The organism is Pseudomonas sp. BIOMIG1BAC (genome assembly GCF_001705995.2).
Lineage (GTDB): Bacteria > Pseudomonadota > Gammaproteobacteria > Pseudomonadales > Pseudomonadaceae > Aquipseudomonas > Aquipseudomonas sessilinigenes.
In genome coordinates, this window is record NZ_CP049045.1 from 3079860 (window position 1) to 3095230 (window position 15371).

Consider the following 15371-nt stretch of genomic DNA (forward strand, 5'->3'; position numbering starts at 1 on the left):
CAGCGCCTACAAGGCCTCGTGTAGCCGCTGCCGCAGGCTGCGCACGGGTGCGCAGCGGCCGCCATTACCGATGTCCGGATGAATGCAGAAGGCCCCGCCAGTCTTGTGGCAATGGCAGCCACTGCACCTGTAGTCGTTGCCATTGCGCTGAAGGCTTGGCAAGTCAGAGGCTGGCGGCGGCTTCGGCAATCAAACCGGCCACGGCGCCGGGCTGGGAGGCCAGGGAGGCATGGCTGGCATCCAGGCGAATCACCTTGCGCGCGTTCAGGCGCGCAGCCATGCGCTCCTGATTGTGCGGGGCAATCATGCGATCGGCGCTGGAAACCTGATACCACGAAGGTTTGTCGCGCCAGGCCGGGGCGCCGAGGGTATCGCCGAAGGTGCTGGCCAGGGGGGCTTTCTGGGTCAGGCCCATGACCAGTCCTTCCTGGGCGGGAAGGTCCTGGCAGAAACTCTGCTGGAAGCGCTCCGGGCGAACCCACAGGTAACCGTCGCTATCGGGCTCGAGGTTGGGCGCGGCCTCGGGTGGAAACTCCTGGGTCAGGCCACCGGGGCTTTCGCCGTTGTCAGGGGCGAAGGCGGCGATATACACCAGGCCCACCACATTGCTTGCATGCCCGGCCTGGGTAATCACTGCACCGCCATAGGAATGCCCCACCAGCAGCACCGGCCCGGTCTGCTGGGCCACCAGCTTGCGCGTACGCTCGACGTCCTCGGCCAGGGAGGTCAAGGGCAGTTCAACGGCGCGGATCTTCTGGTAGCCGCGCTCCAGCAGTTCGACGATGACCCGGTTCCAGTGGGCGGCTCCACCCCAGAACCCGTGGACCAGCACGATGGTAGGTTGATCACTCATGGCTAACTCCTCTACGGGAAATTCCCCGCAAGGAGCATGCACTACTGCGATGGGCGCGCCAGCATTTGCGGGAGAATCCAGACATACGGCAACCCTTGCCTGGATCACCCAGCGGCATTACATGAGAATGATCTCGTAGGGTAGGCGCAGGCGTTCCAGCACGACCGGCGACAACGAGGGCTCCAGGCCGATCTCGGGTTCGCCCTGCAGTTGGCTGGCATAGGCGTGGGCGGCATGGCGCTTGCGGGCTACGGTCCAGGTATCCAGGCGTAGCTTGCGCGCACGGTGCCAGGGAATCTGGTGCTCTTCGCGTGGCGACCAGTGCCAGGCCCACACCGGGATCTCATGGAAGCACGCGCCCATTTGGGCAGCGGCCTTGGCCGCGGCCCGTCCAACGGCCTCGTGGTCGAGGTTGCCGTCGGCTCGCCAGGTGCTGAACACCACATCGCCCGGACGCAAGTAACGGCTGATGAAGGGCACCAGCTGGTGTTCGCGTTCGCTCAGGGCTCTGTCGGCAAAGCCACCGCGAATCCACTTCAGGCTGTGCAGGGGCAGGCCCAGGCGACGCAGGGCTTCGGCGCTTTCCTGGGGGCGAAATACACTCAGACGGCGTTCTGGCCAGACTTCCGAGCCTGGATGGCTGGCACTACCGTCGCTGACCGAGATCAGTTCTATCGGGTGCCCGTGATGGGCCAGGACTTGCAACAGGCCGCCTGTGGCGATCACCTCATCGCCAGGGTGCGGAGCAACGATCACCGCCCGTGAACCGGCGGGGACCAGCATGTCGAACTTGATGGCTGGCACTTCGGCCAGGCTGCGGGCACTGTTCCAGATCTGGCTGGGCCAGATACTGTCTATTGCGGGTATGGCTTTCATAACCTGATACATCCTTGTCTCCGGGTCACCGATAAAGATGATGAGCGACTGTCCTGTCGCACCCTGGGTTTGCACGCACGTCGATTCCATGGCGCTTGCCTCGACGTGAAGTACCGCGGCTCCATCCCTTTGGAGTCGCGTGGTCGCTGCGCAATCATACTCAGCCGCGGCCCTTTGACACAGGGCGTTGGCTTGATTTATCGATTGCGTTGCTACTTAAGGGTAGACGCAATTCCCCGGAAGGCGTTCCGGGCTGACGGGCGTTTACCCTCGGCGGACACCCAAATCCATGACATGGCGCTACACACTCACAGGGCCTGGGGGGCCTAATCAGTCCTGTGGCTCTTGCTTGAGTTCGAAAAACAGCAGCGAGCGACCCGTGACCGAGTACTCGTCACCGAAGGCGAAGCGCTCCTGGCCATGCACCGCTGGCTGGTTGGTGTCGATCATGCAAGTCCAGAACTCCCCGGCCGGCACCTGTGGCAGGCGGAAGTTGACGATGTCGTGATGGGCATTGACCACTAGCAGCACCGTGGCGTCGGCTCCCGCACGGCGGATGCCGGTTTCCTGGGCGCGCCCGTCGAGCAGCATGCCCAGGCAGCGGCCGTGCGGGTCCTGCCAGCGTTCGGTGGTCATTTCGCTGCCGTCGGGTGCCAGCCAGGTGACATCCTTGACCCCGATATCTTCGTTGTAGCTGCCCACCAGGAAGCGCCCGCGCCGCAGGATCGGGTAGCTCAGGCGCAGCTTGACCAGGCGCTTGACGAACTTGAGCAGCGACTTGCCGTCCTCGTCCAGGTTCCAGTTGACCCAGCCGATCTCGCTGTCCTGGCAATAGGCATTGTTGTTGCCGTGCTGGGTACGGGCGAACTCGTCGCCGGCCACCATCATGGGAGTTCCTTGGGCCAGCAACAGGGTGGCGAAGAAGTTGCGCATCTGGCGCAGGCGCAGGGCATTGATCTGCGAGTCGTCGGTGGGCCCCTCCGTCCCGTGGTTCCAGGACAGATTGTTGTTGCTGCCGTCCTGGTTGTTCTCGTCGTTGGCTTCGTTGTGCTTGTCGTTGTAGGACACCAGGTCATGCAGGGTGAAACCGTCATGGGCGGTGACGAAGTTGACCGAGGCATAGGGACGCCGGCCCCGCTGGTCGAACATTTCGCCAGAAGCCGTCATGCGCGCGGCGAAGTCTGCCAACTGGCCATCATCGCCTTTCCAGAAGGCGCGCACGGTATCGCGAAAGCGATCGTTCCACTCCATCCAGCCCGGCGGGAAGCGGCCTACCTGGTAGCCCCCGGGGCCGCAGTCCCAGGGCTCGGCGATCATCTTCACCTGGCGCAGCAGCGGGTCCTGGCGGCAGGCCACGAGGAAGCTGTGGCGCTCGTCGAAACCATCGTGATAACGCCCGAGAATGGTCGCCAGGTCAAAGCGGAAACCATCGACGTGCATCTCGCCGGCCCAGTAGCGCAGCGAGTCGGTGACCATTTGCAGGACGCAGGGGTGGCTCAGGTCCAGGGTGTTGCCGGTGCCGGAATCGTTGATGTAGAAGCGTTTGTCGTCGGGCATCAGGCGGTAGTAGGAGGCATTGTCGATACCGCGCATGGACAGTGTCGGGCCTTGCTCGTTGCCCTCGGCGGTATGGTTGTAGACCACGTCCAGCAGCACCTCCAGGCCCGCCTCATGCAGGTGCGCAACCATTTCCTTGAACTCGGCGATCTTGCCGCTGGCCAGGTAGCGCGGGTCGGGGGCAAAGAACGCGATGCTGTTGTAGCCCCAGTAGTTGGTCATGCCCTTGTGCAGCAGGTGCTGGTCATTGACGAAGGCGTGGACCGGCAGCAGTTCCACCGAAGACACCCCCAGCTTGCGGATGTGCGCCAGCACCTCGTCCACCATCAGCCCGGCACAGGTACCGCGCAGGGCTTCTGGTACCGCCGGATGCGCCATGGTGAACCCCCGCAGGTGAGTCTCGTAGAGGATGGTCTTGTCCCAGGGCACGCTGACCCTCTGGTCGTCGCCCCAGGTGTGGGCCGGATCGATGACCTTGCACTTGGGGACGAAGGGCGCGCTGTCGCGCTCATCGAAGCTCAGGTCGGCCTCGGGGTGGCCGATGGTATAGCCGAACAATGCCTCGGACCATTTCAGCGTCCCCACCAATTGCTTGGCGTAGGGGTCGATCAGCAGTTTGTTGGGATTGAAGCGATGGCCATTGGGCGGATCATAGGGCCCGTGCACGCGGTAGCCGTAGACCAGGCCGGGATGGGCATCGGGCAGGTAGCCATGGAAGATCTCGTCAGTGTATTCCGGGAGTTCGATACGTTCGAGCTCCACCTCGCCGGCGGCGTCGAACACACACAGTTCGACCTTGGTGGCGTTGGCCGAGAACAGCGCGAAGTTGACACCCAGGCCGTCCCAGGTGGCACCCAGGGGGAAGGGCAGGCCTTCGCGGATGCGTGATGGCTCGCCCTGGGGTGTGAACGTTGTGCCGTGCTTGGATGTGCTCATGATGGCTCCTGCAGTGACAGTGGCGGATCGAGCGGGGTGCATGCCCCACGCCCAAATGGGGGTGGCAGGGGCCTGTCACGGGCTCCGGTCAGGCCGGGTCGGGTCTCAACGGGCCGGGGGCTTGCGCGGGGCGCGCGGCTTTTTCGCGGCCACCGGCTTCTCGCCCGGTGGCACCACGGCGGTGGGCGCCTTGGCCTTGGGTTTGGCTGTTGCCTTGCTGCCGGGCTTGGCGGTAGCCGGGCTGGCCTTGACCGGCTTGCTTGGCGCCAGGGCCTCGGCCTCCGCCAGCTTGCGGGCCATTTCCCAGTGGCGTTTTTCCTGGCCTTCGGGTTTACCCTCCGACTCCCAGATCTGATAGGCGAACTCACGAATGCGTTTGTCGTCGGTACTCATCGCAATGCTCCTGGAGTGGCTTCAATGTTCGATCAAGAGGTTGAGCGTAAAGTCTCGCAGCACCTCGCTGAGCATCAGCTCACCGTGAGCTGTGACTGGCCCGTTGGAAAAAAGTCCATTCAGATTGCCCCTCGAGACGGCGAACGGTAGTTGCACCCGGGTATCGCCCCAGAGCTCGGGAGCGACCTGGGGACACGTACTGTCGCCCAGCAGTTCGGCCACCTGTATCGGCACCACCACCAGCAGCCGCTGCTGGCGGTATTCACGGGCAAAAGCCAGCACCTGCCCGGCGTGTTGCCCGAGCACGGTCAGTGGCCGGTAGCTGCCGCGCTGGAACAGCCCCGGGTGCTGGCGCCGTAGCCTCAGGGTGCGGGCGATCAAACCTTGCTTGATAGGCCCTTCGCGCCATTGGGCCAACTGGCAGGCCAGCGGTGCCGGGTGCTCCAGCGCTCGTTGCCGGGTTGGGTAGTCCACGGGGCGGCGGTTGTCCGGGTCCACCAGGCTCAAGTCCCAGAATTCGTTGCCCTGGTACAGGTCGGCAACGCCGGGCACGGTCAGGCGCAACATGGTCTGCACCAGGCTGTTGAGGGCGCCGGCGGGCGCAATGGCGTTGGCGGCAGCGGCGATCGACTGGCGCAGGAGCGAGCCCTGGGGGGACAGCAGCAGGTGCTCGATAAAAGCGTGTACCGCCTCTTCATATGGCCGGTTCGGGCTGGCCCAGCTGCTGTGCAGCTTGGCCTCGCGCAGGGCTTTTTCCTGCCACTGCCAGATACGCCCGGCATAGGCCTGCAGGGCAGGTCGGTCTTCGGTGTGCAGGTCCAGGGGCCAACTGCCCAGCAGGACCTGATAGAGAATCAACTCGTCCGCCGCCGAAGGTGCCAGGGCGGATGGGCGCAAGGGAGTGGCCAGGGCCCGCCAGTGGTCCACCTGCCGGGCGTACCAGGTGGCGCGTTCGCTGAGCACGGCCAGGCGTGCACGGCTGTCTTCGCCGCGCTTGTGGTCATGGGTGGCGCTGGCCAGCAGATTGTCGGGAAAGCTTGCCAGGCGCTCGATGCAAGCCTGGTGGAAGGCGGCCATAGGGGCACTGAATACCTCGCTGTTGAAACCCACGTCGTTGCGCGCCAGGGACACCGCCGAGCGGTAGAAGGCCGTGTCTTCCACGGCCTTGGCCGCCGCGGGCGAGGTCAGTTGCTGGAAGCGCCTGCCGGCGTGGCGCAGAAGCTTGCGAGCCTGGCCCAGGGGCTGTTGTCGCCAGCCCTGGCCTCCGAACCAGCGTTGCAGGTAGTCCAGCACCGGCCAGTCGGCTTCGCCCAGGCTGGCCCGGGCACCCTCCATGGCTTGCTGGAAGAACCGCTGGTCCTCTGGACCGCGGCCGCAGGCACCGATGTAGGTGCGGTAAACCGGGAAATGCACGATCAGTTCTTGCAGTGCCCGGCGGATCGCCCCCAGGGTCAGGTCGCGGCTCATCAGGTCCAGGCGTGCCACTTGCAGCAGGGCCTGGGCCACGCTCTCGAAGTCTCCGGCCAGGGAGCCGTTGAGCACCTGCTGGCGTGCCAGGCGCGCTTCCTCGGCAAAGTGTGCCGGTCGCTCACTGTGCCGACTCCACAACTCGCCCAGCACCGCCTGGCCGCTGCTGGCATGTTGCAACAGCGACAGCTGGTTCATGAATTCATAGCCGGTGCTGCCGTCCACCCCCCAATCGCGGTGCAGGGTCTCTCCGTCACCCAGGATCTTCTCCACATAGATCGGCAAATGCTGCCCCGGATGCAGGCGATCGACCCGGCGGCGCAACTTGCGGCAGTAGCCTCGGGGATCGGCCAGGCCATCGATATGGTCGATTCGCAGGCCATCCACCAGGTGCCGTTCGATCAGCTCGAAGATCTTGGCGTGGGTGGCCGCGAATACCCTTGGACGTTCGACGCGCAGTCCGGCCAGTTCGTTGATGTCGAAGAAGCGGCGCCAGTTGATGTCGTCAGCGGCAGTACGCCAGCTGGCCAGGCGATAGCTCTGCTGCTCCAGCAACTGGTGCAGGCGTTCGAAGCCAGGGGCGTGCCTTGAATCGTAGTTGTGCAGGCGCTCTTGCACGGCCCGGCGTAGCAGCGGTTGTTGCAGCGCCTGGGCCAGCGCCTCTTGCAGGAGCAGCGCCTGGGCGTGGGCGTCGCCGTTGAAGCGCAGGGCAGCGAAGTCGTCGGCCAGGGGTTTCAAGGCCGCCCCGGCCTCTGGGTGCCGGGTTTCGTCGGGGCGTAGCAAAGGGGCGTAGTCGCTGGGGCAGATGGGGAAACGATGCTCGTGGTGACGGACATGGAAACCACGGCAATCCTCCTCCAGGCAAAGTTGCAGGCTGCCTTCCTGCAGCGCCTGGCCGTAGTCGCTGCCCAGGAACGGCAAGAGCAGCTGGCCTTCCAGCAGCGGGTCGGGTGAGTGCCACTGGATATCGAAGAACTCGCCGTAGGGGCTCAGGCGACCCCAGCGCAACAGGTCCAGCCACCAGGGATTGTCGTCGCCACCCACCGCCATGTGGTTGGACACGATATCCAGGATCAGGCCCATGTCATGCTGGCGCAGGGCGGCCACCAGGCGCTCCAGGGCGGCTTCGCCCCCCAGCTCCGGGTTGACCCGGGTCGGGTCCACGACATCGTAGCCATGCAGGGAGCCGGCACGGGCGCACAACAGCGGCGAGGCATAGATATGGCTGATGCCCAGGCTGGCGAAGTAGGGCACCAGCGGCACGGCATCGTCCAGGGTGAAGCCCCGGTGGAACTGCAGGCGCAGGCTGGCTCGCACGACCCCGGTCATCGGTCACGCTCATGGGCTTGTTGCCGCGCCCGGGCCAGTTGCTCCAGGCGCCGGGCCGCGTCGCTGTCGTCCAGCAGGCGCCTGGCGCTGCCAGCCAAGCGCCGACGCCAGTTGGGATGGCCCTCGACGGTGCCGGGCAGGTTGGCCTGCTCGTCGATCCCCAGTGCGTCCTCAAGGGGCAGTAGCACCAGGGGCGCCCGCGTGTGCCCAAGAAAGCGCACACTGGCATCCAGCACCTGGTCGGTCTCGTCAAAGGGCTCGCGAAAGTTCTGTGGGTCCCGGGCCAGGGCATGGCGCAAGCCGTCGCGTTCACGCTGGCGGTGCTCGCGCCACTGCCGGGCAGTGCTGTCGTCCACCAGGCCCAGGTGCTGGTTCCAGTCGATATCGCGGCCACGCCACCAGCCATTGAGCGTTGGCAGGTCATGGGTGCTGGAGGTGGCCAGAGCATTGTCCGGCCAGTCGAGGATGGGCTTGAAGTGGCAGCCGTGATCCTGCTCGAACAGCAACACGCGCATGCCGAGCATGGCCCGGGTCGTGAGTTTCTCCCGCAGGCCGTCCGGGACGGTGCCCAGGTCTTCGCCGAGCACGATGGCCTGGTGCCGGTGGGACTCCAGGGCCAGCAGGCGCAACAGATCATCCACCGGATAGTGCAGGTAGGCCCCATCGCAAGGGGCGGCGCCCAGGGGAATCACCCACAGTCGTTGCAAGCCCATCACGTGGTCGATGCGCAGGCCGCCGGCATGGGCGAAGTTGGCCCGCAGCATCTCGATAAAGGCTTGGAAGCCGTTGCGTTGCAGGCCCTCCGGAGAGAAGGCCGAGATCCCCCAACTCTGGCCCTGGCGATTGAGGATATCCGGCGGTGCGCCCACGGTCAGTTGCGCCAGTAACTGGTCCTGGCGGCTCCAGGCCTGGCTGCCGCCGCCATCGGCGCCTACCGCCAGGTCGGCGATCAGACCGATGCCCATACCACTACTGCGGGCGGCATTTTGGACCCGTTCCAGGCAGCGGGCGATCAACCACTGGCAGAAGGCATGAAAACCGATGTCGTGGGCCTGTTCCCTGGCCAATTGGGCCAGCGCCGGACTCCCGGGATGACGCCAGTGCGATGGCCAGTGGCGCCAGTCCGGATCTTCCCCGCGGGCCACTCGCAAGGCCTGGATAGCCTCGAAGCGGCAGTGGTTTTCCAAGGCTTCGCCTGCGGCCTGCCGATAGCTGGCGAAGTCCTGGTGCAAGGGGTGTTCGCCCTGGCAGAACCCCTCGTACAGGGCGCGCAGTGCCTGTTGCTTGGCCTTGGCTGCTGCGGGCCAGTCGATCAAGGGCAGCTTCTCCAGTGCCTGCAATGGCTCCGCCAGGTCGCAGCTCTCGACGGCGATGCGCCAGGCTCGCTCGCCAAGGATCGCTGCCGGCGCGGCATACAGGCTATTGAGAAACAGGCGGCTGGAGGGCGAGTAGGGGCTATAGCGCTGCGGGTCGTTGCTGAACATGGCATGTAGTGGGCTGATGGCCAGTGCATCGGCGCCGCGCTCCGCAGCCTGGCGGGCCAGCTCCTCCAGGGCCTGGGTATCGCCCAGGCCGCCGTCTCCGCTACGTCGCAAGGCGTATGCCTGCACGCTCAGCCCCCAGGCCCGGGGAACGGCCTGGTGCATCGCATCGGCCACGCTGTAGCAGCGTTCGGGGGCTACGGCGAGGATAAAGTGCTCATCCTCTATGTGCGCCGCGTGATAGCCCACGGGCAGGCTCCCGGGCAGCACGCTGCCTTCATCCAATTGCAGTTGCAGGGATGCGCCGTCTTCCAGCTGGACCTGGCAATGAGTCAACGGGGGAAAGTAGCGGGCCAGGTCGAGGCCCTGGCCGATATCCACGGTAAGCAGGGGAGGCAGGTGTCGGTGCTCCTGGAGCGCCTGCAATTGACCCAGGCTGTGCGCGATCTCCTGGTCGTTGTCGGCGGCATGCCCCAGACCGGCCAGAACCGCCCGCAGGACCCGTGGCTCGACCCTTTGCGGGCGGCCATTGGCGTCGATCCAGTCCACCGCCAGGCCGGCGCGGCTGGCGAGGATTTCCAGTTGCGCATCGCTCATGGGTGCTCTCCATTTGCGGTAGTGAAGGGGCTTTGCAAGTCCAGTTGCACCTGCACGCTGAAGGCCGGCAAGCTGCCTTGGCTCCAGTGCCCGCTGGGTTGGGGTGGATACTGGAACCAGGGCTGGACACCGGGCGCCTGGGGCACCTGGACCGGGTGTGCGCTGAGGTTGATATCGATGCGCAGCAAGCAACCGTCGCCCAGGCGCCAGCGGGCGCTGAGGGCTCCCTCGGCCAACACGTCGGTGCCCAGGGGGCGGGTGCCGGGCAGGCGCCAGACCAGCTCCCGATGCCGCAGTTGCAGCAGTTCACGATAGAGCGCCCGGGTACTGGCAGCGTCTTGCGGGCAGGGACGTGGGCACGAGGCCTGGAAGGTCTCCAGGGCATTGGGATCGGGAATGCGCTGGCGCTGCTCGGCGTCGGCAAAGGCGCTGAAGGCTGCGAATTCACTGCGTCGGCCCTGGCGCACCGCCTCGGCCAGCTCGCCCTGATGACTGGTGAAGAACAGGAACGGCTCCCGGGCCGCTGCCTCGTCACCCATGAACAGCAACGGGATCATGGGCGATAGCAGCAACAACACCGTGGCCGCGTGCAGGGCCTGGGGGGGCGCCAATTGATTGAGGCGTTCGCCAAAGGCGCGGTTACCGATCTGGTCGTGGTTCTGCAGGAACAGCACGAAAGCTGTGGGTGGCAGGTCGGCGCTGGGTTCGCCACGGGCCTGCCCATGGCGGTCGGTGTGTCCCTGGAAGGCGAACCCCTGGCTCAGGCAACGGGCCAGTTGCTCGGTGGGCTGTTGGGCAAAGTCCGCGTAGTAGGCTTCCTGCTCGCCGGTCAGCAGCACGTGCAGGGCGTTGTGGGCGTCATCGTTCCATTGGCCATCGAAGCCCTGGCGCAACAGGCTGGCCTGGTTGCGCTCATTTTCCAGGGTGAGCCAGATGTGCCGTCCGGTGGGCGTCGCCTCGCGTATCCGGTGCGCCAGTTCCTGGAGAAAGTCCGGATCGTCGATGGCGTGCACAGCGTCCAGGCGCAAGCCATCGAAGCGATAGTCCAGCAGCCACATCAACGCATTGTCGATGAAGAAGTCGCGCACCGGCCGGCGGCGGAAGTCGATGGCTGCGCCCCAGGGGGTATGCCGGTCGTCACGAAAGAACCCGTGGGCATAACGCTGCAGGTAGTTTCCGTCCGGGCCGAAGTGGTTGTAGACCACATCCAGGATCACCACCAAGCCCAGGCCGTGGGCCGTATCGATCAGTGCCTTGAGCTCGTCCGGGGTGCCATAGGAGGCTTGGGGGGCATAGGGCAGGACCCCGTCGTAGCCCCAGTTGCGGGTGCCGGGGAATTCGGCCAGGGGCATGAGCTCGATGGCGGTCACGCCCAGTTCCACCAGGGCGGGCAGTGCCTGGGCCACGGCGCCATAACCGCCCATGACGCCAACGTGCAGTTCATAGATCACGGCTTCATGCCAGGGGCGGCCGCACCAATGTGGGTGTTGCCAGCGGTAGGCCTGCTGGTCGAGTACCAGGCTGGTACCATGGACACCGCCGTGCTGCGCCCTGGACGCCGGGTCCGCCACTTGGAGCTGGTCGTCGATATTGAAGCGATAGCGGCTACCGGCGGGGCAGCGCGCCTGGATCACGAACCAGCCTTCGGGTTGGGGCAGCATCGGCAGGGACTGGCCGTTCTCCAGCTCCACGCTGACGTAGCGTGCATCCGGTGCCCACAGCGCGAACCGAGTGCGCTCTGCATCGAGCGGCAGTGCGCCGTGGTGCCAGGTCGGTGGCGTGCTTGAGGGCATCGGCGTGGCCTCCCTTACCTGGCGGTGTGCCCCAGGGCCTGGGCTACCAGCTGTTCATAGAGTTCGGCGTAGGGCTCCACGGCCTGGCACCAGTTGAATGGCGCGGCCATGGCCCGGCAGCGCATGGCATTGAGCAGCCGTGGGTACGCGAAGACCTTGAACGCCCGGGCAAGGGCCTGCTGGTAGCTGGTCACGGTGGACTCGTCGAACAAAAAGCCGGTGACGCCGTTGTCGATGGTGTCAGCCAGGCCACCGGTATTGCGCGCCACCGGCAGCGAGCCGAAGCGTTGTGCGTACATCTGGCTCAGGCCACAAGGCTCGTAGCGCGAGGGCATGAGCAGGAAGTCGCTACCGGCGAACATGCGCCGGGCATCGGTCTCGTTGAAGCCGATATGGACGGCGATGCGTCCGGGAAAACGTTGGGCCAGGGCACGCATGGACTGCTCTTCTTCCGGTTCGCCGCGCCCGATGATGGCGATCTGGCCGCCTGAGGCGACGATGAACTCGGCCACCGCCTCGGTGAGGTCCAGGCCCTTTTGGTAGACCAGGCGCGAAACCACGGCGAACAGCGGCCCGTTGCTGGGCTCCAGGCCGAACAATTGCCGGACATGGGCTGCATTGGCGGCCTTGCCGTCCCAGTCGCCGATGCCGAATGGGCAATGCAGGTGCGGATCGGTGGCGGCATCCCAGCTCTCGTCGATGCCATTGGGGATGCCGCTGAGCAGGCCCTGCTGGGTCTTGCTGGCCAGGAAACCATCGAGCCCGCAGCCGAAGGCCGGCGTGGTGATCTCCCTGGCATAGGTGGCGCTCACCGTGGTGATGTGGCTGGCGTAGGCCATACCGGCCTTGAGGAACGACAACTTGCCGTAGAACTCCATGCCCTCTTGTTGCAGGGCATGTTCGGGGATGCCCAGCTCCGGGCAGGACGCCAGGCTGACCACGCCCTGGTAAGCGAGGTTGTGGATAGTGAACAGGGTCGGGGTGCGCTGGCCACGCCAGTGCATGTAGGCCGGGGCCAGGCCGGCAGGCCAGTCGTGGGCGTGCACCAGGTCGGGACACCAGTGGATCTGTGCCAGGTTGGCGGCGATATCGGCGGCGGCCAGGCCCAGGCGGGCGAAGCGGATATGGTTGTCCGGCCAGTCGCGGCCATTATTGGCGCCGTAGGGCGTGCCTTCGCGTTCGTAGAGTTCGGGGCAGATCAGCACGTAGATCACCAGGCCGTCGGGCATGTCCATGCGGCCGATCTTGCAGGCGGGTAGCGCTGCATGGCCGCCCAGTTCACCGATGACATGAATCGGGTTCTCGCTGTGCAGCACCTGGGGGTAGCCGGGAATCAGGACCCGTACATCGTGCAAATGAGCCATGGCCCGGGGCAGGGCGGCGGAGACATCCCCCAGGCCGCCGGTCTTGACCAGGTCGGTGAGTTCCGAGGTCACGAACAGTACGCGCTTGCGGTTGGGGTTCTGGCGTGCCAGCGGCAGGACCGTCTTGCTCCCAGGGTACGGGCCCGGGGCATTGCTGCGCCCGCCGGCCTGCTGTGGAAGGGGGTCTCCCTGGGTATCCAATACGGTACTGATCATGTGTCTCTCCCGTGTTGTTGATCTGTTCTGGCGTGTTCAACGCCGTTCCCGCCCGTTCCATGGCCGGGCGCGAGCGCACCTTGCGCGGCCTGAATGGCCCGAGTGTCGAAGCAGAAAGGACGCAGAGGCCGTTGCAAGGAATGCACCAGTGGCAGCGGCCCTACCTTTACCCTGACCCTGGGTTTGAACGAAAAGTTTCGACTTTTTTCCGTGCGGCGTGACTGCCTGGTCACGGTGCGAAAGCCAGTCTAGGACAGAACCCTGGGCGGTGCCGGGCAGGGTTCGCGTTTGGCCATCGCGCCAGTCCGGCCGGTTGAACGCAGCCGACGAAAGGTCGGCCCGAGGCTCGCCGTGCCAGGGTTTGGTGCAGGCTCCAGTAGGTTGTGCGCCGGTAATGGGCATCGCGCCGAGCGGTGGTATCGCCTGCGTTGAACTGACGAGGCGCTGGTAGCCTGCCAGGGCAGTATCTGGCCGGGGTGAACGTGGCCAGTGCCGACGACATCCTGTTCGATGAGGAAGGTGTTTCAGGCCCCGGATGGTCTCAACGACCACAGCGGCCGCGCGAAGGTCCGAGGCGGGCCGGTCAGCCGATCCAGCCCAGGGTCAGCCAGGCCAGCACCGCATAGCGTGCGCCCTTGGCCAGGGTGACGATCAGCAGGAAGCGCTTGAGCGGCTCGCCCATGACCCCGGCGACCAGGGTCAGCGGGTCGCCGACCACCGGTAGCCAGCTCAACAGCAGCGACCAGTGGCCGTAGCGCTGGTAGTGCTTCCGGGCGCGTTGCAACTGGCGTGGGGCGATGGGGAACCAGCGACGATCCTTGTAGTGTTCCAGGCGCCGCCCCAGCCACCAGTTGACCAGCGAGCCCAGGACATTACCCAGGGTCGCCACCAGCCACAGGCCGAAAACCGCCCACTGGCCATTGAGCAACAGGCCCACCAGCAAGGCTTCCGATTGCAGCGGCAGCAGGGTGGCGGCGCCGAAGGCCGCCAGGAACAGGCCGCAGTAGACGCCGATCAATGGGCCGGGTAGTCCGCGACCACCACATCGCGGCCTTCTTTGGTCAGGCCGATGACCTGATAGGCATCGGCGCCCATGCCGTCCATCTCCATGCCGGGGGAGCCCATGGGCATGCCCGGGGCTGCGATGCCCAGCAGGTCGTCGCGCTTGATCAGGGCCAGGACCTGGTCGGCCGGCACATGGCCTTCGACGAACTTGCCGTCGATCACCGCGGTATGGCAGGACGCCAGGCGGGGTACGACGCCCAGGCGCTGCTTGACGCTGCTCATGTTGTCTTCGACATGGTCCTTGACCCTGAAACCGTTGGCTTGCAGGTGTTCGATCCATTTCTTGCAGCAGCCGCAGTTGGCGTCCCGGTGGACGTCGATATCGATAGGGGCTGCGGCCTGGGCCAAGCTGGTGAAAAACAGTGCGGACAGGGCCGCCAGACGCAGGAAGTGTTTCATGCAGTATCTCGTGTCGAACAAAGGGAACGCCCAGGCGGGCCTGGGCGGATCGCGGTGCATTTTGCGGTTTTTGCAATGCCAGGGGCGAGGCTTGTGTTTCAAGGTTATACGGCTCGGTTGCCTTCAGGGTTCGGGGTTCAGGGTGCCTAACCAGGCCACCAGGGCGAAAATCGCCAGGGCTATCGATGCTTCCACGCCCAGGCTGCGGCGTAGGGCAACAAGGGCGGCAGCGTGGTCGCCAGCCTGGGTCGAGCGCTCCAGCAGGGGCGTCAGGTGAAAACGATTGAGCGCAGCCAACCCCAGCATTGCAGCCAAGAGCAGCAACTTGAGCAGCAACAACTGGCCATAGAAACTATCTGCCAACGGAGCGAATACCGGGCCGCTGATCATCAGGTGGTTGGCCATGCCGCTCAGTAGCAGGACCAGCACGATCAGGCCTCCGGCTCGCTCAAAACCTCTCAGGGCACTGGCTAGCAAGTGCGGCTGGTCTTCTACCACCAGGCAATTGCCCCTGAGCAGCAGGACAAAGGCCAGCAGGGCACCGAACCAGGCCCCTGCAGCCCATAGATGGAGAATGTCGCTGGCCAGGTGCAGGTAGTGGAGCGGGCCCTCGCTCATGGCGCCGTGTCCGTTCCAGGCCAGGGTGGCCAGGGCCGTGGTGGAACAACCGGCCAGCAGCCACAGGCCGCCGTAGGCTGCCCGGGTCATCAGGATCAAGGCCAGGAGAACTCCGAGCAGCATTGCCATGCGCAGGATCCAGCTTTGGCCCACGGCAGTCTGGGTCCATAGCATGTACAGGGTGGTCGCTTGCAATTGGCTGAGCTGGTTCTGGCCGTCGAGCTCCAGGGCCAGGCGTACCAGGGCGATCAGCGACAGCAGCAACCCCAGTAGCGCACAGGGCATCAGCAGGCGTTTCAACTGGCGCGGATTCCAGTTCGCACGCAGTTGCCCAGGCGCCTGGAGCAGGAACAGCGGCAGCCCTGCCAGCAGCATCAGGTCGAGGTACAGCGCCAGGCGCAAAGCAATGGTGAGGGCGTGGTCCATG

Annotated in this window: 11 protein-coding genes; all 11 read right to left on the bottom strand. The window is 65.4% G+C overall.

What is annotated here, in order from left to right; translation table 11 throughout:
- Positions 1 to 163: 163 nt before the first annotated feature.
- Positions 164 to 853 carry an alpha/beta hydrolase gene (locus tag ATY02_RS14660; RefSeq protein ID WP_068587212.1) on the bottom strand — a complete coding sequence of 230 codons (690 nt, stop codon included), beginning with the start codon at positions 851 to 853 and terminating at the stop codon, positions 164 to 166.
- Positions 854 to 970: 117 nt separating this feature from the next.
- A complete protein-coding gene (locus ATY02_RS14665) occupies positions 971 to 1729 on the bottom strand; it encodes a PIG-L deacetylase family protein (RefSeq protein WP_068587214.1) in 759 nt (252 codons plus the stop codon).
- Between the two features lie 330 nt (positions 1730 to 2059).
- Positions 2060 to 4222, bottom strand: a complete 2163-nt coding sequence (glgX, locus tag ATY02_RS14670) for a glycogen debranching protein GlgX (RefSeq protein WP_068587217.1) — start codon at positions 4220 to 4222, stop codon at positions 2060 to 2062.
- Positions 4223 to 4327: 105 nt separating this feature from the next.
- Positions 4328 to 4615, bottom strand: a complete 288-nt coding sequence (locus tag ATY02_RS14675; protein ID WP_068587218.1) for a DUF2934 domain-containing protein — start codon at positions 4613 to 4615, stop codon at positions 4328 to 4330.
- Positions 4616 to 4636: 21 nt separating this feature from the next.
- Positions 4637 to 7411, bottom strand: a complete 2775-nt coding sequence (locus ATY02_RS14680; protein ID WP_068587220.1) for a malto-oligosyltrehalose synthase — start codon at positions 7409 to 7411, stop codon at positions 4637 to 4639.
- Entirely contained in the window at positions 7408 to 9489 is a 2082-nt protein-coding gene (malQ, locus tag ATY02_RS14685; protein WP_068587222.1) for a 4-alpha-glucanotransferase, read from the bottom strand. Before malQ ends, ATY02_RS14680 begins: the two co-directional genes overlap by 4 nt.
- A complete protein-coding gene (treZ, locus tag ATY02_RS14690) occupies positions 9486 to 11282 on the bottom strand; it encodes a malto-oligosyltrehalose trehalohydrolase (protein ID WP_068587224.1) in 1797 nt (598 codons plus the stop codon). The genes malQ and treZ overlap by 4 nt, the downstream gene beginning before the upstream one ends.
- 14 nt (positions 11283 to 11296) lie before the next feature.
- A complete protein-coding gene (glgA, locus tag ATY02_RS14695; protein WP_068587228.1) occupies positions 11297 to 12862 on the bottom strand; it encodes a glycogen synthase GlgA in 1566 nt (521 codons plus the stop codon).
- A 583-nt stretch (positions 12863 to 13445) separates the two neighbouring features.
- A complete protein-coding gene (locus tag ATY02_RS14700) occupies positions 13446 to 13880 on the bottom strand; it encodes a YqaA family protein (RefSeq protein ID WP_068595627.1) in 435 nt (144 codons plus the stop codon).
- On the bottom strand, positions 13877 to 14326 hold the full coding sequence (locus tag ATY02_RS14705; protein WP_068587010.1) for a DUF411 domain-containing protein: 450 nt from the start codon (positions 14324 to 14326) through the stop codon (positions 13877 to 13879). Before ATY02_RS14705 ends, ATY02_RS14700 begins: the two co-directional genes overlap by 4 nt.
- Positions 14327 to 14449: 123 nt before the next feature.
- Positions 14450 to 15370 carry a copper homeostasis membrane protein CopD gene (gene copD, locus ATY02_RS14710; protein WP_068587012.1) on the bottom strand — a complete coding sequence of 307 codons (921 nt, stop codon included), beginning with the start codon at positions 15368 to 15370 and terminating at the stop codon, positions 14450 to 14452.
- Position 15371 lies beyond the last annotated feature (1 nt).

Coding starts and splice junctions, on each gene's coding strand:
- ATY02_RS14665 (WP_068587214.1), bottom strand. CDS start 1,729: ATGAAAGCCATACCCGCAATAGACAGTATCTGGCCCAGCCAGATCTGG.
- treZ (WP_068587224.1), bottom strand. CDS start 11,282: ATGCCCTCAAGCACGCCACCGACCTGGCACCACGGCGCACTGCCGCTC.
- ATY02_RS14660 (WP_068587212.1), bottom strand. CDS start 853: ATGAGTGATCAACCTACCATCGTGCTGGTCCACGGGTTCTGGGGTGGA.
- ATY02_RS14675 (WP_068587218.1), bottom strand. CDS start 4,615: ATGAGTACCGACGACAAACGCATTCGTGAGTTCGCCTATCAGATCTGG.
- malQ (WP_068587222.1), bottom strand. CDS start 9,489: ATGAGCGATGCGCAACTGGAAATCCTCGCCAGCCGCGCCGGCCTGGCG.
- glgX (WP_068587217.1), bottom strand. CDS start 4,222: ATGAGCACATCCAAGCACGGCACAACGTTCACACCCCAGGGCGAGCCA.
- ATY02_RS14705 (WP_068587010.1), bottom strand. CDS start 14,326: ATGAAACACTTCCTGCGTCTGGCGGCCCTGTCCGCACTGTTTTTCACC.
- glgA (WP_068587228.1), bottom strand. CDS start 12,862: ATGATCAGTACCGTATTGGATACCCAGGGAGACCCCCTTCCACAGCAG.
- copD (WP_068587012.1), bottom strand. CDS start 15,370: ATGGACCACGCCCTCACCATTGCTTTGCGCCTGGCGCTGTACCTCGAC.
- ATY02_RS14680 (WP_068587220.1), bottom strand. CDS start 7,411: ATGACCGGGGTCGTGCGAGCCAGCCTGCGCCTGCAGTTCCACCGGGGC.